Origin of the sequence: Marinimicrobium agarilyticum DSM 16975 (assembly GCF_000423345.1) — a bacterium.
In the GTDB taxonomy this organism is placed as follows: Bacteria; Pseudomonadota; Gammaproteobacteria; order Pseudomonadales; family Cellvibrionaceae; genus Marinimicrobium; species Marinimicrobium agarilyticum.
Genome location: NZ_AUHU01000003.1, coordinates 244,754 through 267,279 on the forward strand (window position 1 = coordinate 244,754; position 22,526 = coordinate 267,279).

At 58.7% G+C, this 22,526-nt stretch carries 19 protein-coding genes; 13 read left to right on the forward strand and 6 right to left on the reverse strand.

The features are described 5' to 3' along the window. Positions 1 to 31: 31 nt before the first annotated feature. Genes G547_RS0101125 through G547_RS0101140 form a run of 4 tightly spaced genes read right to left on the reverse strand, consistent with a single transcriptional unit; the run spans position 32 to position 4,676 of the window. A complete protein-coding gene (locus G547_RS0101125; protein ID WP_027328273.1) occupies positions 32 to 1,093 on the reverse strand; it encodes a BMP family ABC transporter substrate-binding protein in 1,062 nt (353 codons plus the stop codon). A gap of 36 nt (positions 1,094 to 1,129) precedes the next feature. Further along, complete coding sequence (locus tag G547_RS0101130; RefSeq protein WP_027328274.1) at positions 1,130 to 2,056, reverse strand: ABC transporter permease; 927 nt, start codon at positions 2,054 to 2,056, stop codon at positions 1,130 to 1,132. Positions 2,057 to 2,065: 9 nt separating this feature from the next. Further along, on the reverse strand, positions 2,066 to 3,142 hold the full coding sequence (locus tag G547_RS0101135; RefSeq protein WP_027328275.1) for an ABC transporter permease: 1,077 nt from the start codon (positions 3,140 to 3,142) through the stop codon (positions 2,066 to 2,068). After that, positions 3,132 to 4,676 (reverse strand): ABC transporter ATP-binding protein, encoded by a 1,545-nt coding sequence (locus G547_RS0101140; RefSeq protein ID WP_027328276.1) that lies wholly within the window; start codon positions 4,674 to 4,676, stop codon positions 3,132 to 3,134. Before G547_RS0101140 ends, G547_RS0101135 begins: the two co-directional genes overlap by 11 nt. Positions 4,677 to 4,866: 190 nt before the next feature. Between G547_RS0101140 and xdhA the strand changes: the two genes are divergently transcribed. From xdhA to G547_RS0101185, 9 genes are all read left to right on the forward strand, one after another. Further along, complete coding sequence (gene xdhA / locus G547_RS19480; RefSeq protein ID WP_051234528.1) at positions 4,867 to 6,330, forward strand: xanthine dehydrogenase small subunit; 1,464 nt, start codon at positions 4,867 to 4,869, stop codon at positions 6,328 to 6,330. Continuing rightward, the gene (gene xdhB, locus G547_RS0101150) at positions 6,323 to 8,683 is read left to right on the forward strand and encodes a xanthine dehydrogenase molybdopterin binding subunit (protein WP_027328277.1); all 2,361 of its coding nucleotides are present in this window, start codon (positions 6,323 to 6,325) and stop codon (positions 8,681 to 8,683) included. Before xdhA ends, xdhB begins: the two co-directional genes overlap by 8 nt. After that, positions 8,680 to 9,576 carry a xanthine dehydrogenase accessory protein XdhC gene (xdhC, locus tag G547_RS19485; protein ID WP_051234529.1) on the forward strand — a complete coding sequence of 299 codons (897 nt, stop codon included), beginning with the start codon at positions 8,680 to 8,682 and terminating at the stop codon, positions 9,574 to 9,576. Before xdhB ends, xdhC begins: the two co-directional genes overlap by 4 nt. Next, positions 9,573 to 10,091 carry a 2-oxo-4-hydroxy-4-carboxy-5-ureidoimidazoline decarboxylase gene (gene uraD / locus G547_RS0101160; RefSeq protein ID WP_036186369.1) on the forward strand — a complete coding sequence of 173 codons (519 nt, stop codon included), beginning with the start codon at positions 9,573 to 9,575 and terminating at the stop codon, positions 10,089 to 10,091. Before xdhC ends, uraD begins: the two co-directional genes overlap by 4 nt. A gap of 5 nt (positions 10,092 to 10,096) precedes the next feature. After that, positions 10,097 to 10,435 (forward strand): hydroxyisourate hydrolase, encoded by a 339-nt coding sequence (gene uraH / locus G547_RS0101165; RefSeq protein WP_245573294.1) that lies wholly within the window; start codon positions 10,097 to 10,099, stop codon positions 10,433 to 10,435. 11 nt (positions 10,436 to 10,446) lie between these two features. Continuing rightward, complete coding sequence (gene guaD, locus G547_RS0101170) at positions 10,447 to 11,769, forward strand: guanine deaminase (protein WP_027328280.1); 1,323 nt, start codon at positions 10,447 to 10,449, stop codon at positions 11,767 to 11,769. 31 nt (positions 11,770 to 11,800) lie between these two features. Continuing rightward, complete coding sequence (locus G547_RS0101175; protein WP_027328281.1) at positions 11,801 to 13,009, forward strand: urate hydroxylase PuuD; 1,209 nt, start codon at positions 11,801 to 11,803, stop codon at positions 13,007 to 13,009. Then, positions 13,009 to 13,332, forward strand: coding sequence for a DUF1330 domain-containing protein (locus tag G547_RS0101180; protein ID WP_027328282.1), 324 nt, complete (start codon positions 13,009 to 13,011; stop codon positions 13,330 to 13,332). The genes G547_RS0101175 and G547_RS0101180 overlap by 1 nt, the downstream gene beginning before the upstream one ends. A gap of 76 nt (positions 13,333 to 13,408) precedes the next feature. Then, positions 13,409 to 14,218 carry an ATP-grasp domain-containing protein gene (locus tag G547_RS0101185; protein ID WP_027328283.1) on the forward strand — a complete coding sequence of 270 codons (810 nt, stop codon included), beginning with the start codon at positions 13,409 to 13,411 and terminating at the stop codon, positions 14,216 to 14,218. 5 nt (positions 14,219 to 14,223) lie between these two features. Here the strand turns inward: G547_RS0101185 and G547_RS0101190 are convergent, their stop codons facing one another. Then, entirely contained in the window at positions 14,224 to 14,727 is a 504-nt protein-coding gene (locus tag G547_RS0101190) for a cupin domain-containing protein (protein WP_027328284.1), read from the reverse strand. Between the two features lie 88 nt (positions 14,728 to 14,815). Further along, the gene (gene puuE / locus G547_RS0101195; RefSeq protein ID WP_245573300.1) at positions 14,816 to 15,739 is read right to left on the reverse strand and encodes an allantoinase PuuE; all 924 of its coding nucleotides are present in this window, start codon (positions 15,737 to 15,739) and stop codon (positions 14,816 to 14,818) included. A 339-nt stretch (positions 15,740 to 16,078) separates the two neighbouring features. Here puuE and G547_RS0101205 point away from each other — a divergent pair, with 339 nt between their 5' ends. The 4 genes from G547_RS0101205 (at position 16,079) to G547_RS0101220 (ending at position 22,517) form a co-directional block, all read left to right on the forward strand. Further along, entirely contained in the window at positions 16,079 to 17,530 is a 1,452-nt protein-coding gene (locus G547_RS0101205; RefSeq protein WP_084645518.1) for an adenosine deaminase family protein, read from the forward strand. A 357-nt stretch (positions 17,531 to 17,887) separates the two neighbouring features. Further along, the gene (locus G547_RS0101210) at positions 17,888 to 20,326 is read left to right on the forward strand and encodes a TonB-dependent siderophore receptor (protein WP_027328288.1); all 2,439 of its coding nucleotides are present in this window, start codon (positions 17,888 to 17,890) and stop codon (positions 20,324 to 20,326) included. A 58-nt stretch (positions 20,327 to 20,384) separates the two neighbouring features. After that, on the forward strand, positions 20,385 to 21,134 hold the full coding sequence (locus G547_RS0101215) for a DUF3450 domain-containing protein (protein WP_027328289.1): 750 nt from the start codon (positions 20,385 to 20,387) through the stop codon (positions 21,132 to 21,134). Between the two features lie 9 nt (positions 21,135 to 21,143). After that, positions 21,144 to 22,517 (forward strand): MotA/TolQ/ExbB proton channel family protein, encoded by a 1,374-nt coding sequence (locus tag G547_RS0101220; RefSeq protein ID WP_051234530.1) that lies wholly within the window; start codon positions 21,144 to 21,146, stop codon positions 22,515 to 22,517. Positions 22,518 to 22,526: the final 9 nt, after the last annotated feature.

Consider the following 22,526-nt stretch of genomic DNA (forward strand, 5'->3'; position numbering starts at 1 on the left):
TCCGTTGTAGGGCTCTGGTTCCCTGTTGCCTTTATCCGTCGATGCCTTTTACGTACCACTCAAGCTCTATAAGCTCTTCGTCGCTCAGCTGTTCACCCTCTTTCACCATCAGCTCGCCGGCCTGGTTGTAGATCGGGCCTTCAAAGACGGCGTGTTCGCCGTTGATGATCTGCATTTTAACCGTATTGACCTTTTCAACAACCCACTCGGGAACCGCCTCATTGAAAGGCGCCACATCCACCACGCCTTCTTTCAGGCCATGCCAGATCGCTTTCGGTTCCCAGGTGCCGTCGAGCACGGCCTGAATCTTGTCCCGATAAATGCTTTCCCAGTGCATGACCGCCGCGGTCAAATGGGACTTGGGCCCATAATGGCTCATGTCGGAGTTGAAGCCGACCGAATAGACGCCGCGTGCTTCGGCGGCCTGAATCACTGCCGGGGAATCGGTGTGCATGGTCAGTACGTCCACGTTTTGCAGAATCAGGCTGTCCGCCGCTTCGCGCTCCTTGGCCGGATCGTGCCAGGTGTTGATCCACACGACTTTCACTTTGACGTTGGGGTTGGTAGCTTGCGCACCCAGGGTAAAGGCATTGATCCCCCGAATCACCTCCGGAATGGGGAAGGCGGCCACATAACCGATCTGGTTGGTAGAACTCATGGCCCCGGCGGTCATACCGGCCAGGTAGCGGGCCTGATAGGCTCGGGCCTGATAGTTGCCGACGTTGCGCGCGGTTTTGTAACCGGTGGCGTGCTCGTATTTCACCTGAGGGAAACGCCGCGCGACTTTCAACGTCGGATTCATATAGCCGAACGAGGTGGTGAAAATCAGATCGTAACCGCGGGCGGACAGGTTGCGGATCACCCGCTCGGAGTCCGCCCCTTCAGCGACGCTTTCGACGTAGTTGGTCTCGATTTTGTCTCCGAACTCTTCTTCTACAATTTTTCGGGCCCGATCGTGCATATAGGTCCAGCCGGCATCGCCAATGGGGCTGACATAGACGAACCCGACCTTGAGCGGTTTGTCGTCTGCCTGGCTGGCCAGGCTCCAGCCCAGCAGGGCGGCGGTGAGAGCCAGTAAGGGTGTGAGTTTCATGGAGTTATCCTCGTTAATGGCAGGGCGTATAAGCGGTTATTGGGGCGGATGATACGGCTGGCCCAGGGAGCGGGGGGCAAACAACCCCTTGGCACCCTTGCGGCTCATCATGAACACCAGCACCACAATGGTGACGGCGTAGGGCAGCATCGCCAGCAGGTTCGACGGCACGTCGTACCCGAAGCCCTGCAACAACAGGTGCAGAATGCTGGCAAATCCGAACAGCCAGGCGCCCATCAGAATGCGTTCAGTACGCCAGCTGGCAAACACCACCAGCGCCAATGCGATCCAGCCCCGGCCAGCGGAAATGCCTTCGGCCCACATCGGTGTATAGGACAGTGACAGGTAAGCCCCGGCCAGCCCGGCCATGGCCCCGCCAAACAGCACCGCCGCGTATCGCACCAGCAGAACTTTGTAGCCCAGCGCGTGGGCGACCTGTGGGTTCTCGCCCACGGCGCGAATGATCAACCCCAACCGGGTCGAGCGCATGGTCCAGAACACCAGAGCAAACAAAGTCAGCCCCAGATACACCATCAGGTCCTGGCCGAACAGAGCCGGCCCGATCAATGGAATTTTGTGCAACAGTGGCAGCTCGACCCGGGTCATGCCTTCGATCGACTGGCCCACATACTCGGCGCCGAGAAAGGCGCTCAGGCCGGTCCCGAAAATCGTGAGGGCGAGACCGGTGGCTACCTGATTGGAAATCAACGTCAGGGCCACAAAGGCGAAAATCAACGAGACCAGCGCACCCGCCAGGGCGCCTATAACGACCCCTAGCATAAGAGAGTCAGCGCTGTAGGCGGCGATAAACGCGCAGGCCGCACCCACCAGGATCATGCCTTCCTGCCCCAGGTTGAGTACTCCGGAGCGCTCGGAAATCATGGCCCCCAAAGCCACCAGCAACAGAGGCGTGCCGGTACGGACGGTCGCGAACAGAATGTTTTCAAGTAATGCGAGATCCATAATGGGTCCTCAGGTGGTCGCGACGCCAAAGGCCCGTTCTTTCAGAACGAGGCGGTAGTGAATAAGCAGGTCGCAGCCGAGCAGAAAGAACAACAGCATGCCCTGGAACAGACCCGTGATCGACTTGGGCAAGCCCAGGTCGATCTGGGCCATCTCGCCCCCGAGGTAGGTCAGCCCCAACAGCATGCTGGCGAGCACGATACCCAACGGGTGCATGCGCCCCATGAACACCACAATAATGGCGGCGTAGCCATAGCCCAGCGACAACGTCGGAATCAGTTGCCCCACCGGGCCGTTGGTTTCGGAAATGGCCGCCAGGCCCGCCATGGCGCCGCTGAATAGCAGCAAAAACCAGATGATCGCCCGGCTATTGAAACCGGCGAAACGGGCGGCGTTACGGTTTTCCCCTAGCACGCGCAGTTGGAAACCCAGTAGGGAGCGGGCCAATAGTACCCAGATCACCACGACCATAAACAGCGCGATAAACAAGGCGACAGTGACCCGGTAATCGAAAGAGAGCAAAGGCAACAGGGTGTGTTCGGCGAACAGGGCCGATTCCGGAAAATTGAAGCCGGCCGGGTCTTTCAGTGGCCCGTGAACGCCCCAGAGCAGAAGGTTGACCGCGATGTAGTTGAGCATGATCGTGGTCAGAATTTCATTGGTGTTGAAGTGGGTGAGCAACAATGCGGCGATACCGGCCCAGGCCATGCCCGCGAGTGCGCCGCTGAGCAGAATGACCGGTAGCACCCAAAAGCCCTGTACCTCGGTTAGCTGCAGGGACACCGCTCCACCAATCAGAGCGGCGAACACAAACTGCCCCTCAGCGCCGATGTTCCAGATCTTTGCCTTGAAGCACAGCGTCAACCCGGTCGCGCACAGCAGCAGGGGGGTAACCTTGACCGCCAGCTCTGACCAGCCGTAGGTATCGCGCAGCGGTTCGATAAAAAAGATCGCCAGGCTCTCGAGCGGCGGGTGCCCCAGGGCGGCGAACAGCAGACCACCGGCGAACACCGTGAGGACCAGGGCCAGAATCGGCGACAGGTACACCATCGTCTGGGAAGGCTGCAGTCGTTTTTCAATGCGCATGGGCGACCTCCTCTTGTGCATTCCCGAAGGCGCCGGCCATCCACTCGCCCAACTGCTCCAGCGGAACCTCGGCCTTGGGACGAACCGGTGAGAGGCGGCCGCCACAAAGCGCCCCGAGGCGATCCCCCAGAAGGTAGAGCTCATCGAGATCTTCGCTGATCACCAGTACCGCGGTACCGCGATCACGCAGTGCCACCAATTCCTTGTGAATATGATTGGCGGCTCCCACGTCCACGCCCCAGGTCGGGTGAAAGCAGATCAACACTTTGGGCTGCTGTTCGATTTCCCGACCGATAATGAACTTTTGCAGGTTGCCCCCGGACAAGCTGCCCGCCATCGATGCGGGCCCGGTCGCTTTCACGCCGTAGTCTCCGATAATATCGGCGGCGCGCTGACGCACGGCGGCCCAGTTCACCAAAGAGTGGCGAACGCCGTGGTTCACATAGCCGGTCAATAACTGGTTCTCGGTCAGTGACATTGAAGCCACCGAACCTCGGCCCACCCGGTCCGCCGGCACTGTACCCAACCCGCGCCTGCGCCGAGCCACAATACTGCAGTCGGCGAGGGCCACGTCGTCCAGGGTTAAGGTGCCGCGGTCGGGTTTGAGCTCACCGTTGATCAGATCCACCAGCTCATCCTGACCGTTGCCCGCGACCCCCGCCAGCCCCAGAATTTCGCCCGCCTTCAGCTCCAGGTTGATGTTGTGCAAGTGGATGGCGAACTGGCTGGTGGGGCGCACCTCGATATCGCACAGCGTCAGGCGCGTTGCCCCAGCGTTGCCCGGAGGCAGATCGTGATCCAGAACCAGCTCGTCCCCGAGCATCAATTTGGCCAGCTCCCCGGCGCTGGTTTCCGACGGGATGCAGGAGCCGGTGACCTTGCCCCCGCGTAGGATGGTGGCGCGGTCACACAATGCATTCACTTCGTGCAATTTGTGGGAAATAAACAGAATGCTGCACCCTTTGCGGGCAAGCTGCTTTAGCATATCAATCAGTTGCGCGACTTCCGCCGGGGTGAGCACAGCGGTGGGTTCATCCAGTATCAGCAACTGAATATCCTGCAAAAGGCAGCGGATGATCTCCACGCGTTGTTGTTCCCCCACTGACAGGGTATGCACCTCCCGGTCCGGGTTGATAGCCAAGCCGTATTCCTCGCCGACCTCCACAATGCGTTGACGCAATGCGCTCACAGAGCCGTACTCCGCCGGTGAGAGGTAAAGGGCGATATTTTCCGTCACCGTCAGGGTGTCGAACAGCGAGAAGTGTTGGAACACCATTCCCATTCCGAGGGCTCGGGCCTGGGCGGGGCCCTCGATCGCTATCTCCTTGTTGTTCCATAACACCTGTCCGGCATCGGGCTTGACCACCCCGTAAATCATTTTCATCAGGGTGCTCTTACCCGCGCCATTCTCTCCGAGTAGCGCGTGAATCTCACCCGCCGCTACTTTGAGGCTCACGGCATCATTGGCCACGCAGCCGGGGTAGGCCTTGGTGATGCCAATCAACTCTAATCGTGTTGGATTCTCTTGAGACATAAACCTGACTATTTAGACAAAATTGGTCTCAAGCTTGTAGCAAGGAGTATGCCATGGGCTTATTTCGAGCCGATTTCCCAGGAAAACCAAAAAAATTGTCCCTCTGGCCAGATTTTTGCTTTGTCTGAATGAGACAGGGTTTGGCGAAAGCGAAAACCCGCCCGAATGAATGTCTGCTGGAGGAGCCATAGTGCGTTTGGTTGTTAACAAGGTTTCGGTCGAAACCGGCCCGCAGGCACCGGAGATGACGCTGCTTCGTTTCCTTCGCGAGCAACGGCGGCTGACCGGTACCAAAGAAGGCTGCGCCTCGGGGGATTGCGGCGCCTGTACCGTCATGGTGGTGGAGCAGGGGCCTGACGGCCCGATCAGCCGCACCGTCAATAGCTGTATCTGCCCCCTGGGCAGCGTTGCCGGCCAGGAAGTGGTTACCGTTGAGGGCCTGGCGAGCGACGGGGAGTTGCACCCGGTGCAGGAAGCCATGGTCAATTGTCACGGCTCCCAGTGCGGTTTCTGCACCCCGGGCTTTGTGATGTCCCTGGCCTCGTTGCATTCTGAGCAGGCCGCATTGCTGGAAGCGGATGACGGCGAGCGGCGCCATCGCATTCTTGATGCCATCTCCGGAAATCTGTGTCGCTGTACCGGTTACCGACCCATTGTGGAGGCGGGTTTTCAGGCCCTTAAAAAACCTGCCCAATTGGCCAATATTGTGCAAGAGCAGGGCGAGGGTGCACCGTTTGCGAGCAACGAAACCGCTTCGGAGGCGGGCAACGGCTACTATCGCCCCGCGACAGAGGAAGCGTTGCAACAGTGCTTGCGCGACCAGCCAACAGCGCGTCTGATCGCTGGTGGTACCGATCTGATGCTGGAAGCCACCCAGCTCTACCGCACGTTTGACGTGCTGATCGATCTCAATGCCATTGGCAGTCTTAAACAGGTCTCGGTGACGAGCGAACACATCGCCGTCGGCGCCGCCGTCACCTACACCGAACTGGAGCGAACCCTCGGCGCCCGTTGCTCCGAACTGATGCAGATGTTGAATCGCCTCGGTTCCCGCCAGATCCGCAATCGCGGCACGGTCGGCGGCAACATTGGCAACGCTTCTCCCATCGCCGATATGCCTCCTTACTTATTGGTACTGGAGGCGGAGTTGATCATTCGCAATAGCCGCGGAAAGGAGCGACGCGAAAGGCTGATCGATTTTTATAGAGGCTATAAGCAAACCACCCTGGGGGCGGGGGAATACCTGGCGGAAGTGGTGTTCGACCGCGCCGCTTTCGAGGAGCCACTCAAGCTGATCAAACTCAGCAAACGCTACGAGGACGATATCTCTGCGGTGATGGGGGCATTCCGCTGGCGCGCCGATGGTTCCCTCGCGATCGCTTACGGTGGCATGGCCGCCACACCCAAGCGTGCACTGGAGACCGAAGCGCTGCTTAATCGGTCGATCTGGCAGCGCGAGGGCGAGCTCGATCAGGTCGTTCTGGACCTAGCCTGTGAACAGTTGGCCCGCGAATTTACCCCCATGACCGACGTGCGCGCCTCGGCGGATTACCGCATGGCCATGGCCGGCACTCTGCTGCGTAAAGCCTGTCGGGCATTGGTGGCAGAGCGCGTTGGGAAAGCCACGGAGCCGGGGGTATTCAGCCATGCGTAAACTGACCGACAGTCGCCCCAAAGACAGTGCTTCGGTGCTCGCCTCGGGTCGGGCGGTGGCTCACGAATCCGCCCGAAAACATGTGGCCGGCGCGGCGCGCTACATTGATGACCTGCCGGTACCGGTCGATCTGGTGTACGTGGCCACCGGTCAGTCGAGCCAGGCCCATGCGCGCATCAAGCGTCTGGACCTGAGCCGCGTCAAAGCGGCCTCTGGCGTGCTGGATGTGGTAGTGCAGGCCGACATTCCCGGCAAGATTGATGTGGCCCCCGTGTACGGCGGGGACCCGTTGCTCGCCGGAGACCTGGTGGAATATGTGGGCCAACCCATTTTCGCGGTGGCGGCCACCAGTCAGGAAGCCGCGCTGCGAGCGGTGGCCCTGGCCGACGTGGAATACGAACCTCTTGCCGCGCAGCTGACGGTAGAACAATCGATCGCCGCGGACAGCTACGTCCTGCCCGAGCATCACTTGATGATGGGCGACCCCGATGGTGAATTGATGCACTCGCCCCACCGGGTGGAAGGGGAGATTTATGTGCGCGGCCAGGAACACTTTTATCTCGAAGGGCAGATCGGCCAGGCCAGCCTCACCGAGGATGGCGGCATTCATGTCATCAGCTCGACCCAGCATCCGTCCGAGATTCAAAAGCTGGTGGCGGAAGTACTGGCGTTGCCTTTTCATCACGTCGTCGCCGAGGTCCGTCGCATGGGCGGTGGGTTCGGTGGCAAGGAGAGTCAGGCCGGTCCGCTGGCGTGCCTTTGCGCGCTGTTCGCGCATCGGCTGCGCCGCCCGGTTCGCTACCGGATGCCGCGCCGGGATGACATGGTCCAGACCGGAAAGCGTCACGATTTTCTGAACCGTTGGCAGGTGGGCTTTGATGACGACGGCCGGATTCGTGCGGCGAAAATGGTGCTGGCGGGAAAGTGCGGTTACTCTCCGGACCTGTCCGAAGGCATTGTCGATCGGGCCATGTTCCATGCCGACAACGCATACTACCTGAACAGTGCTTCCATACTCGGGTTGCGCTGCAAAACCCACACGGTTTCCAATACCGCCTTTCGGGGCTTCGGTGGTCCCCAGGGCATGATGGCGGTCGAAGCCATCGTCGAGGATATTGCCCGAGCTCTGGGGAAAGATCCGCTCGATGTCCGCAAAGCCAACCTCTATCAGCCGGGTCGAAACGAAACGCCTTATGGTCAGGCCATCGAGCAGCACATCCTCTCGGACCTGATGGAACGGCTGGAGGACAGCTCGAACTATCGTGCCCGGCGTACGGCCATCACCGAATTCAATCGCTCCCATGTCTGTCTGAAAAAAGGCCTGGCGTTGACGCCGGTAAAGTTCGGCATTTCCTTTACCGCCAAACACCTCAACCAGGCTGGCGCCCTGTTGCAGATCTACACCGACGGCACGCTGCTGATCAATCATGGCGGGACTGAAATGGGGCAGGGGTTGTACACCAAAGTTCAACAAATTGTGGCCGGCGCATTCGGCCTGTCGGTCGAGCGGGTGCAGGTCAGCTCGACCCGGACTGACAAGGTGCCCAATACCTCGCCCACGGCGGCCTCCTCCGGCACCGACCTCAACGGTATGGCCGCACAGGATGCCTGCGACCGGATCAAAGCCGACCTTCTCGCCTTTGCCGAAAGTCACTATCAGGTTTCGCCCACCGCCGTGCGCTTTGACAACAATCGGGTCTATCTCGACAAAGACTCTATGGCGTTCGAGGACTTTATCAAAGAAGCCTATCTCAATCGGGTGCCGCTGTTTTCCACCGGTTACTATCGCACGCCGAAAATTCATTACGACCGCACTACCGCCAAAGGCCAGCCGTTTCTGTACTTCGCCAACGGCGCGGCGGTGTCGGAAGTGACCCTCGATACCGACACCGGCGAATACAAAGTGGGCCGGGTCGACATACTGCACGATGTGGGTCAGTCCATTAATCCCGCCATTGATATTGGACAGATCGAAGGCGGTTTCATTCAAGGGATGGGTTGGCTCACCACTGAAGAGTTGTTGTGGGACGATGCCGGCCGAGTCATTTCCAACAGCCCGGCCAATTACAAAATTCCCACCGCCTTCGACACGCCCGAAACGTTCAATGTGGCGCTGTACGATCGCCCCAACAACGAGGAAACCGTCTACCACTCTAAAGCGGTGGGCGAGCCGCCACTGATGCTGGCGATTTCCGTTTGGGCGGCGCTGCGCGATGCCTGCGCCAGCACCACGGATTACCGGTTCAGCCCGCGACTCGATACCCCGGCAACACCCGAGCGGGTGTACTGGGCCTTGCGCGCTTGCGAAGCCTTCAATCGCTCCAATGAGCAGGCCGGGGAGGTGAGCGAATGAACTCGCGTATGAACTGGCAGGAGGCCATAGCCGCTTGCGCACGCCAGGGGCGCGGCTACGTGATCGCTACCGTGATCAGTACCCAGGGTTCCACCCCGCGCGATGGCGGCAGCAAAATGGTGATCGATGCCGAACGGACTTACGATACCTTGGGTGGCGGCCGGTTGGAATTTCTCATTGTTCAGCAGGCTCGGGATTATCTGGCAAAGGGTGAGTGCGGCCAGTGGCTAAAGCCCTTTCCGCTGGCCGCCGAGGCCGCGCAATGCTGCGGCGGTAATGTCACCGTATTGCTGGAAAGTTACCCCGCCAGCGACTGGTCCGTGGCGTTGTTCGGAGCGGGCCACGTCAGTCGGGCGTTGACGACCATTCTGGGGGAGCTGCCCTGCCGGGTGGAAGTCATCGACAACCGCCCCGAACTGATGACCGAAGCGCTACCGGACAATGCGAGTTATCACTACTGCGAATCCCCGGTGCGCCGGATCGATGAATTGGCGGACGACACCTGGGTGGTGATCTTCACCCACGACCACGCGCTGGATTTTTCCCTCTGCGACCGGTTGTTGGCGAATTATCGGTGGGCGTTTACCGGGTTGATCGGGTCGGAGACCAAAGCGCTTCGCTTTCGCAAGCGGCTGGCCCAGGCAGGCCACGACACCGCCGTTATTGATCGTCTGGCCAGCCCGGTTGGTCTGCCGAACGTCAAAGGCAAACGTCCCATGGAGGTTGCGGTTTCCATCGCGGCGCAACTCCAAAGCCTTTATTACGCCGAGGCACGCCCACGCCAGGGAACTTCCTGGCGGGAAATCAAGCGACTGTTCGCCGCTCCCGAAACTCGAACCGCCGCCAGAACGGACCGCAACGCCGCCCGCCATAATAAGGAACCATCGAAATGACCCCCACTGACGCGCTCGATGAACTCAACCTCGCTTCGACCGAGACCGCTTTCGAACAGCTGTATGACTGTTGCCACTGTCGCCGCTGGGCCCACGATATGGTCGCCGCGCGGCCCTTCGAGAACGCGTTGGAGGTACTCACCCACGCCGAGCGATTCTGGGCGGGCGCCACTGAAGCGGAAATTCTGGAGGCTTTTTCCGGTCATGCCCGAATCGGGGATATCGAGAAGCTTCGCTCGCGTTTTGCGGGCCGAGCGAAAGACGAACAGGGCCAGGTGCTACAGACCGATGAGTCGGTACTACGCGAGCTGCACCAGTTGAATATTGACTACGAACAGCGTCACGGTTTCATCTTCATTGTCTGTGCCAAGGGCCGAAGCGCGGAGGCGATGCTTCAGACGCTGCGCGAGCGCATCGACAACTATCGCACCGAGGAATTGCGCAACGGCGCCCGGGAGCAAGGACAGATCACCCGCCTGCGACTTCTGCAGTGGCTTCAACCAACCGAGCAGTGAACACTATGACACGAGCCCCCATAACCACGCATATTCTCAATCTGGATACCGGCAGACCGGCTGCAGGCGTCGGCGTTCAGCTGTTTCTCGCGAACGACGAGCAACCCATGGTGACGGGCGTCACCAACAGCGACGGCCGCATCGGCCAATGGTCGGCGCCTTTTTCGGTCGACCCCGGTGTGTATAGGCTGAGCTTTGCCGTTGCCGAGTGGTTCGCCTCCCAGGGCCAGAGCAGCTTTTACCCTCAGGTGGACATTTACTTCAACGTCGGCACTGACCAGGAGCACTATCATGTGCCGCTGTTACTGAATCGTTTCGGTTACTCGACGTACCGTGGAAGCTGACAGGGCGAATTATGACAGCAGCATTTGATAAAGCCTATCGAGCCACCATCGTGCACTTTACCGACGCGCCCAACCCGCAAACCGGTGCGGGTCTCGAATACTTTGAAGACGGTGTGCTGCTGGTCGATGCCCAGGGCCACGTAGTCACGGTGGGGCACGCCTGGAATCTGGAGCGCCAGGGCCTGGATCTGAATCTATGTCAGCACAGCCCCGACCAGTTGCTTATGCCCGGGTTGATCGACAGTCATATTCATTATCCCCAGACCGAAGTCATCGCCTCCTACGGTGAACAGTTGATCGACTGGTTGAACCATTACACCTTCCCCGCCGAGCAGGCGTTTTCCGATGTCGAGTACGCCCGGCATGAGGCTGAGCGGTTTGTTGACCTTCTGCTGGCCCATGGCACCACCACCGCCATGGTCTACACCACCGTCTACCCGCAATCCACCGACGCCTTCTTTGACGTCGCCCGACAACGCGATCTGTGCATGCTGGCGGGTAAGGTCATGATGGACCGCAACGCTCCCGACGCCCTGCTGGATACCGCCACCGACAGCGAGCGACAGTGTCGGGCGTTGATTGAACGCTGGCATCACACGGGCCGACTGCACTATGCGCTGACGCCCCGCTTCGCACCCACCAGCACACCGGAACAACTGCGCTTGACCGGCGAGCTCTATCGAGCCTATGAGGGTCTCTATCTGCAGACCCACCTGTCGGAGAACCTGAATGAAGTCGAGTGGGTAAAAACGCTCTTTCCCGACGCACGGGACTACCTCGATGTGTACGATCGTTACGGCCTTTTGGGGGAGCGGAGTGTCTTTGGGCACGGTCTGCACCTGAGCGATGTCGAGCTGCAGCGCCTGGCCGATACGGGTTCCTCGGTGGCCTTCTGTCCAACTTCCAACCTCTTTCTCGGCAGTGGCCTGTTGAATGCACGACGGCTGAAGGAGGCGGGAGTGAGCATCAGTATTGCCACCGATGTGGGCGGCGGAACCAGCTTTTCCATGCTGCGCACACTGGCCGAGGGCTACAAGGTGCTTCAGCTTCAGGGGCAAAGTCTGCATCCGCTACAGGCGTTCTACTGGATCACCCTGGGCAACGCCCGAGCACTCAAACTGGACCACCGTATCGGAAACTTCGCCCCCGGAAAAGACGCGGACTTTATTCTCATCGACCGATCGCCCTCACCGCTTCAGGCTTACCGACAGACAAGAACCAAAACGTTGGCGGAGTCTCTGTTTGCTTTGATGATGCTGGGCGACGAAAACAATATTGCGAGCACTTACGTCATGGGACAGCGACAGTTTCAACGACAATCAGCCCGGGCCTGACAACCGGCTTGCGCGTAAAAGGGGAACGGATTTGGAAACAGTATTGATTGATTGGCTGAACCTGGCGGTACGCTGGTTTCACGTTGTGGCGGGTATCGCCTGGATCGGAGCCTCTTTCTACTTCATCTGGCTCGATCTGAACCTGCGGGAACCGCCGGAGTGGAAAAGGACAAAAGGTATCAAGGGCGATCTGTGGGCGATACACGGGGGCGGCATCTACGAAATTGGAAAGTATCGTCTTCGTCCAGAAACCATGCCGGAAAAGCTGCACTGGTTCAAGTGGGAGGCCTACAGTACCTGGTTGAGCGGCACTCTCCTACTGATCCTTTTGTACTATGTGCAGGCTCGCACCTACCTGGTGGGCCCTGATGCCTGGGTCGACACCCCGGGCGCGGCGATCGCGGCGAGCGTGCTGTTTATCGCGCTGGGGCAGCTGTCCTATGAAGCGCTGTTGAGAACACCGCTGGTAAAAAAGGGTTGGGCGTTTGCCGTAGCGTTGGTACTGTTCATTACCCTGGCGAGCTGGCTTGCCCAGCAACTGTTCTCCGGCCGCGCCGCTTACCTTCATGTGGGCGCGATGATTGCTACCTGGATGGCTGGCAATGTTTTCTGGGGAATAATTCCCGCGCAAAAATCCTTTGTCGCCGCCGTGAGCGAGGGGCGGGAGCCAGACCCGGCTAAAGCCCAGTTCGCCAAGTTGCGCTCGACTCATAACAACTATCTTACCTTGCCGGTCATTTTCTGCATGATCAGCAATCACTATCCGTTTCTTTACGGGCATCCGCAGGCCTGGCTGGTGCTGTCGGCCGTGGGAATTCTGCTGGCCTGGGGGCGGCATTACTTCAACCTTAAACATCAGGGCCAGCACCGTCCGGCGGTGCTTATTTCCAGCGCCGCGGGCCTGGTCTTTGTGGCGGTCCTGGCCTCCTGGTCCGATGCGGGCCCTTCGGCCAACGCCTCTGTGCCAGTGCCCGAGCATGAGCAGATACAAACGTTGGTCACCCGTCACTGCGCCAACTGCCACGGGTGGAATCCGGTCCAGCCCGGTTTCCAGGCGGCCCCTGCGGGGTTGGTCATTGAATCGCCGGAGCAACTGATCGCGCACGGTAATCTGGCCCTACCCGCTATTCAGTCGGAGTACATGCCGCTTGGCAATATGACCGGGCTGACCGACCAGGAGCGAACTGCGCTGGTGGTGTGGCTACGGGCTCAAGGGGCTACAACCGGGGAGCTGCAGTGATGCCTGCCTATATTATTGTCGACATCAAGGTCCACCACCCCGAACCGTATCGTGACTACCTGAAAAAGATTACGCCGACCGTGGCGGAATGTGGCGGTCGCTACCTGGTGCGTGGCGCCGAGACCGAAGTGTTGCATGGCGACTGGCAACCCGCACGGATGGTGGTCATGGAATTTCCCGACTGGGAACGCGCTCACTACTGGGCGACCTGTGAGGAATACCAACCCATTCATCAACTGCGTCAGGCCAACGCCAGCGTCCGGATGATTCTGGTGGACGGCGCCGTGGAAACCGTTTTACCGTCGTTCAATTCCAGGGGGTAAATGCCCAAAAAGTACTTGCCATAACAGGAAAATTGGGAGCAGAATTCGCGCTCGCAAACCTGAGCCTTTACCATCCATGCGTCTGATCAGTTTCGATGTCTTTCGCACCCTGGGTTTTCCTGAAACCCGGAACCTGAAGCCCGAGCATTTTTTGCGTCACCGTCCGGAGTTGACCGGCGCGGACTGGGTTCTTTTCCCCGAATACTGGCAACTGAATGCGCTGGTCTACGGCATGGGTTGCCGTATCTTCCCCAGCGAAGCCAGCTACCGGATCGGTCATAACAAAATCGAAATGACCCGTGCCTTCCAGGCCGTGGCACCGGAGCACATTCCGCAGACCCATATCCTGGCCAATACCCCCGAGAACGCCGATCGGCTCTGGCAGGAAATGTCTACGCCGTTTGTGGCCAAACAGGCCAAGAGCAGCATGGGGGAAGGTGTCTGGTTGATCGAAGATCGGGAGCAGTGGCGCGAGTACCAGCAGCGAGTGGATACTCTGTATGTGCAGGAATGGCTGCCTATCGATCGGGACATTCGCGTGGTGGTGGTCGGGGACCAGGTATTGACCGCCTACTGGCGCCTGCAGTCCGGCTACAGCTTTCACAACAATGTCGCGCGCGGCGGCAGTGTGGATTACAGCCCGGTACCGGAAGCGGCCACTCGTCTGGCGTTGCGTGTCGCCCGCCAGCTCGGAGTGGACCACGCCGGCTTTGATATTGCCATGGTAGGCGATCACCCCTACCTGTTCGAATTCAACCGGCTGTTTGGTAATCAGGGTATTCCCGGCGGAGGTGAGCGTCTGCGTGAAGCCATTCTCGGTTACCTTGATCGGCGCAGCCGCTCCGGCGACGATCCCAGTCGCCCGCCCAGGTCGGTGGCGGCCTGAGCCGGTCAGTGTCGGGTGAGGGCCTCGATCAGTGCGCCGTGCTGAGGGAACTGTTCGGTCAATCCGGCGCGCTCGCCCAGTGTCATATCGGCAAAATCAAACCCCGGTGACACTGCCTCGCTGATCAATCCGTAGCCGTGGGCTCCCGGCAACAGACGGGAGGCTTTCCAGATACCGCCTGGCACCGTCAGCTGCAGACGTTGCCCCTCGCCGACGTCTGAACCCATGACCACACGCTCCAACTCGCCGTCGGGATGAATCAGGAAATACTCGATCGGATCGCCCAGATGATAGTAATGAACAATGTCCGAACGGTTCAGGTGGAAGTGGCCTACCGGTGAGTTGTCAGTGAGCAAATAATGAATGGACGTCATTAAATACCGCTCGCCGTCGCGGGTCATGATCGGGTCGCGATCGTCGGCCTGAAACGTGCGGCGGTAATAACCGCCCTCCACATGGCGCTCCAGGTCCAGAGCCCGGATGACGGTTTCGGCGCTGGGTGTGGCCATCGGTTTTTCTCCCCGCTCGGTGGGGCTTTGGCAGGCGGCAAGCGCCCATAGGCAAAGCCCGAGTATCAAACACCGGTAAACCATAGCATCAATTCTCCTGTTCGGTGGCGGGATGGTGCTGGTGCCAATGGCGGGCGATATCCACCCGGCGGCAGCACCAGACGTCTTCGTGGCTGAGTGCGTAGCGGACAAAGCGCTCAAGCGCCTGAAATCGACCGGGCCGACCGACAATGCGGCAGTGCAGCCCGACGCTCATCATCTTGGGGGCCTCGGCGCCCTCGGCGTAAAGGGTATCGAAGCTGTCTTTGAGGTAGGTGTAGAACTGCTCGCCGCAGTTAAAGCCCTGAGGCGAGGCGAAGCGCATGTCGTTGTTATCCAGCGTGTAGGGAATGATCAGGTGCGGCGGCTTTTCTTGGGTGCAGTGCCAGTAAGGCAGATCGTCAGCGTAGGAGTCGGAGTCATACAGAAAGCCGCCGCGCTCCATGATCAGGGACCGGGTGTTCGGGCTGTCTCGCCCGGTGTACCAGCCCAGGGGCCGTTCGCCCGTGACTCGGGTATGGACGTCAATGGCTTTCTCGATCTGCGCCCGCTCCTGCTCGATCGGCATGAACTGGTGATCAATCCATCGGTAGGCGTGGCTGGCGATCTCCCAGCCGGCGGATTGCATGGCTTCCACGGCGGCGGGGTTGCGCTCCAGGGCCATGGCCACCCCGTACACCGTCACCGGCACCTGCAACTCGCTGAACAGCCGGTGCAGCCGCCAGAAGCCGGCCCGGCTGCCGTACTCGTAAATGGACTCCATGCTCATATGGCGATCAGCGTAGGCCTTGGCCCCGATGATTTCGGACAGGAAAGTTTCTGAGGCATCGTCGCCGTGCAGCACACAGTTCTCTGCCCCTTCCTCGTAATTGATCACAAACTGTAAGGCCAGTCGGGCACCGCCCGGCCAGTTGACCTTTGGGGGCCGACCGGCGTAACCGATCATGTCTCTGGGGTAATGGCTTTCCATCATGGGCTCTCGGTTGGGCGAAGACAGCGTAAGGGAATCCGCTGATCAACATAGGCTATTCATATGTTGTTCAAAAACTGTGCCACCGGACAGGGTATCAATAGCGCCTTTATAACGATCCGGGCGCTGTATTTCGGGGCACGCGGGGAGCGAGTGCACCAGCAAATAACAAATCCCGACCAATTGGACAGGTTATTGGCCGGCCGAGGGTCGCGCCAGTGGCGGTTTAGCGGGGCTGCCATAAACCTGGTACCACAATTGCTAGCCAGCAAGGTGAGTATTGACTCAAACGAACGCTGGCGTGTGTTTTGTGCGCCCCCCATTATTTGAACGGACGACTGAATGAACACCACACCGCTATCCAAGACCCTGATCCTCGCCTGGTTGTCAGCGGCTTTCTGGCTGGTACTCGGCGCTGTACAGGCCAAAGCCGAGGACGATTGGTTTGAACGCTTCAAGGCCGAGGCGTCTGATCGGGAGCTGTACACCTTCCTGTACGCCATGCCCAAAGGTGGCGACCTGCACAACCATATGAGTGGTTCAGGGCTGCCCGAATGGTGGTATGAGCTGGCCCTGGAGCAGAAGGCCCATGGTTACGAGTTTTACACCAAGGTCAAAATCAACAACTGCAAACCCTATGGTCACAACGAGTTTGGCCGCCAACCCTACTTGCTGTTGTTTCACAATATTCTGGCATCGACCTACGACACCCTGCCCGAGTGCGAGCGCTCGGAATACAAGCGGCTGTCAGAGCTCAATGAGAAGGAGATTGAAGGCTGGAAGAACAGCCTGGTGCTCAATCACGATCACGAAGGACGGGATGAATTCTTCTCCACCCACTGGCAACGCTTTGACGAGCTGCTCAACAGCCCCTACCTGATGATGGAAATTCTCTATCGCAACATGGAGGCGTTCGGGCGTGAGGGGCTGATTTACCTGGAAACGATGATGGGCGCCAAAGGATTTACCGAGCCTGACGGCACGCCCATTCCCGCCGGTGAAGTCGTGGCCCTGTACAAGGAGCGGCTGAAGCAAAAGGACGCCCGCGATACCGGCGTCACCGTGCGCTTCCAGGAGTCGATTCTGCGCTTTGCGCCCAATGCCGAACAGCAACTGATCGACGCCTACGAGTTCGTTTCAGAGTACCGGGATCTTTACCTGGCGGTGAATATGGTTGGGCGTGAGGATAACGACAAAGGCTACCCCATGCGCTTCAAGGACACCCTGCGGGACCTGCGTCGCACCCACAGCAATGTTCGCCTGTCGGTCCACGCCGGTGAGTTGGATGAGCCAAACCGCCACATTCGGGACACTCTGATGTTGGGGGCCGATCGCATCGGTCACGGTATTCAATTGATCAACGACGAAGAGCTGCTGCGCGAATTGCGCCACGGCCCTTATCTGATCGAGATCAACCTGATTTCCAACCTCTTGCTCGAATACGTCGACGACTACTCGGAGCACCCCTTCCCCGAGTATCTGCGTATCGGCATTCCGGTAGCGCTGTCCACCGATGACCGAGGCATGTGGGACTCCAATATTACCGATGAATTTTTTGTCGCGGTTAAGGAATACAACCTTTCCTGGGAAGAACTCAAGCTGTTGAGCCGAAACTCCCTGACTCACGCCTTCGTCGAAGACGAGGTCAAGCGGCAACTGGTCGAAACCTTTGATGAGCGCATCGCGAACTTTGAGTCCCGTTTCAAGCGCCGCGGATTTTCGACGGTAAAGGATGCGGAACCGCTCAGCCATGGTTTTATCTGTAACCACTACCAACTGTGCGATTGGGAATAAGCCATTCTCTCCCCTTCGTGGAAGACCCTCTTCTCTCACCGATGCAGGTGACTCTCCCTTCACCGGCGGGCTTAGGCCCAGCCGGTGTTTTTTTTGAAAAAGTCACCAATTGGTGCACCTTGGTGCAGTGTGCATCAGCAGTGACCTCCACATTTCCCGTCGCACCGGCAGAAGACGGCCCGGCTCTCCCAAATAATCATTTGAATCAAATTTTAATATCCTTAACTAATTGATTTTAATGAGTTATTCCCGATAAAAACAAAATCGTAACCAAGTGGACAGGAAATGGCATGGCGCTTGCAATCTCTTCTGTAGCTGTTCAGGCAAACACAAAACAGACTTTGGAGTGCACGTACTATGACCACGAACACCCGCTTTAAATACAAAGAGCTTGCGTTAGTCATCGGACTTGGCTGCGGTTTGGCGAGTGCCGGTGCTGTCGCTCAGGAGGAGGAAACGGAAGAAGATTCCGTGGATCTCGGCACCTACACTACTGAAGGTTCGGTGGAAGACACCATGGGGTTGATGCCCACCGAGCCGGTCGAATCCGTATTCGGGTTTGGTAAAACCCTACTCGAAACACCGCGGGGTGTGACGTCCGTCAGTGCCTCTATGATGGACAGCTTCAACATCACCGATATTGACGACCTGGTGTTGATTGCTCCCGGTTCATTCACCCAATCCTTCTTCGGCGTCGCAGGCTCTCTGGACGTGCGCGGGACGCCGGGTGAAGTCTACTTCCGCGGCGTCCGTCGCGTGAACAACCCCGGTAACTATCCAACGCCCATTGGTGCGTCTGACCGCATTGATGTGGTGCGCGGCCCGGCAAGTCCGATTTATGGCCCTTCCAAAATTGGGGGTTACCTCAACTTCGAGCCCAAGTCAGCGCGTGCGGAAACCGGCCAATACCTGACTGAGCCGACCGGCGAGCTGTCCATTACCCGTGGCAGTTGGGACAAGAACATACTGACGGCCGAAGTGGGTGGCCCGGCCAGCGTGGGCGACAAACCCATGGGCTATTACATCTATGCGGAAACGGAAAACTCCGGTAGCTACTACCAGAACAGCCACACCGACCAGAATATTCTCCAAGCCTCATTCAATATGGACATCAGTGCGAATACGCGTTTTGAATTCGGTGGCATGTACCACGAGTTTGATGGCAACCAGGTAGCCGGTTGGAACCGTCTGACCCAGGAGCTGATCGATAACGGCACCTACATAACCGGTACCGCACAGTCGGTTGATCTTAATGGCGACGGCTATAACTCTCCAGACGAGTATGACGCCTGGAAAGAAACCTTTCAGAGTACCTCCAACAACTTCTTCGTGCCAGCCTCGGCGGCGACCGAGGCGGATCTGGACCCGGCCTGGGCGTTGGAAAATACCGGCACTACGACATTGGATGGCAGCCAGGTACTGGTAGCACCGGAAGACAAGCTGATCACCACCGTGGAAACCGTGTATTTTGATGTAATCCACAGCGTGAACGACAACTTCACCATTACCAACAAAACGTTTTATGAGTCGCTGGAGAACATCAACGAGAACCTCTACGGCTTCTCGCAGAAGGTGGATACCTACGCCTTTGAAAACCAGACCATTTTCGCGTTCGATGTTGCCCACTCCGACAGTATTCGGGGTAGCTACCAGATTTCCCCGAGCATTCGCTACACCGACTTTGAGCAGGCCGACGAATTCGACTATGAGTACTTTGACCGGCGCGACCTGAGCCAGCCCATTGCTGGCGCTGACGACATGTTGTTGGCCACCGTGACTGATTCGGATTATTCCAACTATCTGGTTGGGGATCACCTCGATTATGGCCTCGCTTTCCTGGCCGACTACAGCTTGGGTGAAAGTCTGGACGTTCTGCTGGGCGCCCGTTACGACAGCGTCGAGTTCAATACTGACGTGGTCACCGAGAAGCTCCATGTGCCCCCCGCTGCGGATGCGGTCACCTCTGCCTCGGAAACTGACGACGGTGTCTCCTGGACGGCGAGTATCTCCTACGAGCTGCCCGGCGGCATTACGCCTTACGTTACGGTTTCCGAGCAGGCCACCATCATTATGGGGCAGGGTTCCGAAGTGGCGCCGGGCCTGATCGCCGATGGCAACGCCCTGGCAGACTCCGAGCTGGAAGAGGTGGGTTTCAAAGCCAGCTTCCTGGATGATCGGTTGTACACCGCCGCCGCGTGGTTTACTCAAACCCGTACCAACTACAGCGCTCAGGATCTGGTGAGCAACAACACCACCGAGAGCGAAGGCTATGAGTTCGAGGCCCGCTTTCTGGTGACCGACTCCCTGACGCTGACCACCGCGCTGACTCACGTAGAGGTGGTCAACCTGACTGCTTTGGAGAACGGAACGCAGTTCGGCTTCCAGGGGGCTGAGGATTTGACCGGCATTGATGATCCGTCGCTGTTCTACGGCTATGTCATGCAGGGGCTGACGCTGGTCGGCTCCGAAGATGATGCCAAGAAGACCGGTATCCCGGAAAACATGATCAGCGTCACCGGCTCCTATGAGTTTGCTGATGGCTACCGGTTTACTGCCAGTGCCGTGCACGCCGACTCGACCTTCACGGGCTTTTCGAAGGCGGTGGAGCTTCCCTCCTACACCTTGTTCAACGCGGGCCTCAGTTACAGCAATGACAGTTGGAGCGTGAGCGCTCAGGTGAAGAACCTGACCGACGAGACCTACTTCCGCGCCAACTTCCCGGATCTGTTCGGGGGCACCATTGTGTTGCCGGAACTGCCGCGCCACTACTCCGTCAGCCTGGCTTACAAGTTCTAAGGTATCTGAGTGTAAAAGGGGCCGGTACTGCCGGCCCCGTACTTGATAGAGGTTAATTATGCGACTTCGTAACTCTCTGCTCCTGGCCGCTCTGTCGGTGTCGGCAATGCCCGCGCTGGCCGTTGATGACAGCATGGCTCGCCAGGAGCAAATGGACCGTGACGGCGCCGCCAGCCAGGAGCGGATCGATCAACTGGACGATCAGGCAAAGAGCGATTTCCAGGAATTTCGCATTGCCTCCCGACGCCTGGAGAGTCTGAAAATCTACAACCAGCAGATGGACAAGCTGATTCAGTCCCAGAATACGGAAATGGAAAGCATCCGAAATCAGATTGACACCATCGATGATATTGAAACCGGAGCGCTGCCGCTGATGCTGGAGATGACCGAGATGCTCTCGGAAGTGGTGGCCTCGGATGTGCCCTTTTTGCAGAACGAGCGGGAAGAGCGTGTCGCGAACTTGAGTGAATTGATCGATCGCGCCGACGTCAGTGCCGGGGAAAAATATCGGCGCATTCTTGAAGCCTACCAGGTGGAAGTCGAATACGGCCGAACCATCGAAGCCTATCGGGGTGATCTGGTGATGGACGGGGAGCCGCGCAAGGTTGAGTTCTTGCGCATCGGCCGCGTCGGACTTTACTACCAGACTATTGACGGCAACCGCGTCGGTCGCTGGAACAGCGACCGAGACAGCTGGGAAGCGCTGGATGCGGGTTATCGCACCGCCATCCGCGATGGCCTTCGGGTCGCCCGCAAACAGGCGCCGCCTGAACTACTAACGCTTCCCATCAACGCGCCGGAGCAGTGAGGAAACCGTATGAAATCAATGATTCGACCGTTTAAGGGATGGGCCTTTGCCGCGTTGACAGTGGCCTTGGCAGCGCCCGCTCTGGCTCAGGAGTCGCTCGAGGCGCTGTATCAGAAGGTCAGTTCTGATGCGCGCGCCGAGGCCGCCTACAACAGCACGCGGGAGCAGGAGTTTCTGGCCCGGGCCAATGATCGCGAACAGATGCTCGAAGAGGTTCAAGCCCAACTGGCGGCCGAGGAACGTCGCCGGGAAGAAATGAAAACCGTCTTTGACGAGAACGAAACCGTGCTCTCGGATCTGACCGAACAGCTCGACCGCCGGGTCGGAAACCTCGGGGAGCTGTTCGGCGTTTTCCGTCAGGTGGCTGGCGACATGCAGTCGATCTTCTTCGATTCCATTGTCTCAGCGGAATTTCCCGAGCGACTGGAGACCATTGAACGGCTGGCGGAGGCCGAGGAAGTTCCAACCATTCCCGAAATGCAGGAGCTCTGGTCGGTCATGTTGCAGGAAATCGCCGAGTCCGGGAACGTCAGCCGGTTCGACAGCGATGTGGTGCGGGCGTCAGGGGAAACCTACAGTACGCCAGTGGTCAGGGTCGGTACCTTCAATGTCATTACCGAAGACACCTATCTTGACTACGAGTCCTCTTCGCAGGAACTGATTGAGTTGCCGCGTCAGCCCGCCGGCTCCGTGCGCTCCACCGCGGAGGAGCTCTACTCTGCCTCGGGAGATGCCACGGTTGCGTTTGCGCTCGACCCCTCGCGCGGTTCGCTGTTGGGCTTGCTGGTTCAATCCCCGAGCCTGGGCGAGCGGGTGCAGCAGGGTAAAGAAGTGGGGTACGCCATCATTATCGTGGGCATCATCGGCATACTCATTGTGATCGAGCGCTTGATCAAGCTGTCGCGCGTTTCCAAACGCATGCGCCGCCAGCTCAAGGATATGGAACACGCCGAGAGCGACAACCCGCTCGGGCGCATGATGCAGGCCTACTATGAGAATAAGCACCTGAACGATCTCGATGCGCTCAGCAAAAAACTCGAAGAGGTCATTTTCAAGGATCTCGCGGAATTGCGCCGGGGTTTGTCGATTATCAAAGTACTTGCCGCCATCGCGCCGCTGATGGGTCTGCTGGGTACGGTCACCGGCATGATCGGCACCTTCCAGGCGATCACCCTGTTTGGCACGGGCGATCCCAAGCTGATGGCCGGTGGTATCTCACAAGCGTTGATTACCACCGTGCTCGGCCTGGTTGTCGCCATCCCCTTGTTGCTCTCCAGCAGCCTGCTCAGCAGCCGGGTGCAGCAGCTGAGCAAAATGATTGGCGAGCAGGCCTCGGGCATGATCGCCGATAAAGCGGTCGACATTGCCAAGACCAAAGCTTAAGCGGAGGCC

Excerpts from the sequence above, each read along its gene's own strand:
- G547_RS0101125 (WP_027328273.1), bottom strand. The coding sequence starts at position 1,093 with ATGAAACTCACACCCTTACTGGCTCTCACCGCCGCCCTGCTGGGCTGG.
- G547_RS0101130 (WP_027328274.1), bottom strand. The coding sequence starts at position 2,056 with ATGGATCTCGCATTACTTGAAAACATTCTGTTCGCGACCGTCCGTACC.
- G547_RS0101135 (WP_027328275.1), bottom strand. The coding sequence starts at position 3,142 with ATGCGCATTGAAAAACGACTGCAGCCTTCCCAGACGATGGTGTACCTG.
- G547_RS0101140 (WP_027328276.1), bottom strand. The coding sequence starts at position 4,676 with ATGTCTCAAGAGAATCCAACACGATTAGAGTTGATTGGCATCACCAAG.
- xdhB (WP_027328277.1), top strand. The coding sequence starts at position 6,323 with ATGCGTAAACTGACCGACAGTCGCCCCAAAGACAGTGCTTCGGTGCTC.
- xdhC (WP_051234529.1), top strand. The coding sequence starts at position 8,680 with ATGAACTCGCGTATGAACTGGCAGGAGGCCATAGCCGCTTGCGCACGC.
- uraD (WP_036186369.1), top strand. The coding sequence starts at position 9,573 with ATGACCCCCACTGACGCGCTCGATGAACTCAACCTCGCTTCGACCGAG.
- uraH (WP_245573294.1), top strand. The coding sequence starts at position 10,097 with ATGACACGAGCCCCCATAACCACGCATATTCTCAATCTGGATACCGGC.
- guaD (WP_027328280.1), top strand. The coding sequence starts at position 10,447 with ATGACAGCAGCATTTGATAAAGCCTATCGAGCCACCATCGTGCACTTT.
- G547_RS0101180 (WP_027328282.1), top strand. The coding sequence starts at position 13,009 with ATGCCTGCCTATATTATTGTCGACATCAAGGTCCACCACCCCGAACCG.
- G547_RS0101185 (WP_027328283.1), top strand. The coding sequence starts at position 13,409 with ATGCGTCTGATCAGTTTCGATGTCTTTCGCACCCTGGGTTTTCCTGAA.
- G547_RS0101190 (WP_027328284.1), bottom strand. The coding sequence starts at position 14,727 with ATGGCCACACCCAGCGCCGAAACCGTCATCCGGGCTCTGGACCTGGAG.
- puuE (WP_245573300.1), bottom strand. The coding sequence starts at position 15,739 with ATGATGGAAAGCCATTACCCCAGAGACATGATCGGTTACGCCGGTCGG.
- G547_RS0101205 (WP_084645518.1), top strand. The coding sequence starts at position 16,079 with ATGAACACCACACCGCTATCCAAGACCCTGATCCTCGCCTGGTTGTCA.
- G547_RS0101210 (WP_027328288.1), top strand. The coding sequence starts at position 17,888 with ATGACCACGAACACCCGCTTTAAATACAAAGAGCTTGCGTTAGTCATC.
- G547_RS0101215 (WP_027328289.1), top strand. The coding sequence starts at position 20,385 with ATGCGACTTCGTAACTCTCTGCTCCTGGCCGCTCTGTCGGTGTCGGCA.
- G547_RS0101220 (WP_051234530.1), top strand. The coding sequence starts at position 21,144 with ATGAAATCAATGATTCGACCGTTTAAGGGATGGGCCTTTGCCGCGTTG.